The organism is Pseudoalteromonas sp. 20-92 (genome assembly GCF_030847595.1).
Classification (GTDB): Bacteria; Pseudomonadota; Gammaproteobacteria; order Enterobacterales; family Alteromonadaceae; genus Pseudoalteromonas; species Pseudoalteromonas fuliginea.
On sequence record NZ_JANJGQ010000063.1, the window covers coordinates 1 to 1,107 of the forward strand.

A 1,107-nucleotide genomic window follows, 5' to 3' on the forward strand; every position below is an offset into this window, starting at 1 on the left:
AAGGGATCACCGCTGTTAAAATTTGCGGTGGAAAGTGAGCTTTAGCGCTTGCTGTCCACCTCAGGGCGTGTTGTTAGCAAGCTATTTCACCACAAACTTCACAGACTTACCTACATTAAGCCTATGTGATACTAGAAATATGTCTAACGTTAAACTTAATGGTGTTAATTCTGTATTTTGTGGTTCCAGCCAAGGTAAAACTAATTTCATAACACCACCTTCGATACGCCCAGTCATAGGTAAATCTGGAAATATAAGATCAGGTTGCTCTCCTTCGATTAACCTAATGTAAACACCAAAATCTGAAATTTTATAAGAACTAGTCTCAGGTAAAGAAACACTTAATTCAATAACCCCAAAGTCAGAACATGAAGAGCTTCGCTTTCCTGAGCCTCGAGATAAACGATTCAACTTGACCAAAGGTTCTGGTACAAGCTCCCAGAAGTAACCATTTTCAGGTTCTTCTAAGGTTACTGCTTTCCAGTTTTCTGGGGTAGGTTTAAACACACCCCAACCAGCCATTGAGCAGGCAGAACTATTGAAGGAAATAAAATTACAAATTAGTAAAAATAGTGCTGAATATTTCACAGAGTTTCCTTGCTTGCTAACGCCGTTTTAAGCGGCGAGTAATAGCTTGCTAAAATGTGAAACGAAGTGGAACCGAGCAAGCTGTTACGAGTCCGACTTGAAAACCCTTGTTAGGTGTTTTTCATGCCTTCGGGATCTTTTTCACTATACCAATTATGTACTTCCGGATGTTTTTCGATAATCCTATTAAGCTTGTTGAACTCACTAGCTCTAATTTTTATCAATGATAGTCTCTCTCTTTCTTTCAGAGGACGTTCACCTGTATCATGCAACATCAATACTTCCGTCATTCTAGATATTTGATTAAATAAATATAGATATTGTTGCACTACTTTACTTTCAAGCTCCATAAACACCTAACGCCACGTTAAGCGGCAAAAAATTGTTGGCTAAAATTGTGAACGGAGTGAAACAGCCAACTGTTTTTTGTCCGTTTGAACGCCTTATAGTTACTCCGTTCCATTAATTAATGTATTTACCTATCTCATTAATACATGGAATATGCTTCTGTTGATCACG

General features: G+C 38.1%; 2 protein-coding genes. Both read right to left on the reverse strand.

Annotated elements, in window-relative coordinates:
• Positions 1-81 precede the first annotated feature (81 nt).
• Positions 82-588, reverse strand: coding sequence for a hypothetical protein (locus NRL14_RS20745; protein ID WP_306725511.1), 507 nt, complete (start codon positions 586-588; stop codon positions 82-84).
• A 110-nt stretch (positions 589-698) separates the two neighbouring features.
• Positions 699-938 carry a hypothetical protein gene (locus NRL14_RS20750; RefSeq protein ID WP_306725512.1) on the reverse strand — a complete coding sequence of 80 codons (240 nt, stop codon included), beginning with the start codon at positions 936-938 and terminating at the stop codon, positions 699-701.
• Positions 939-1,107 lie beyond the last annotated feature (169 nt).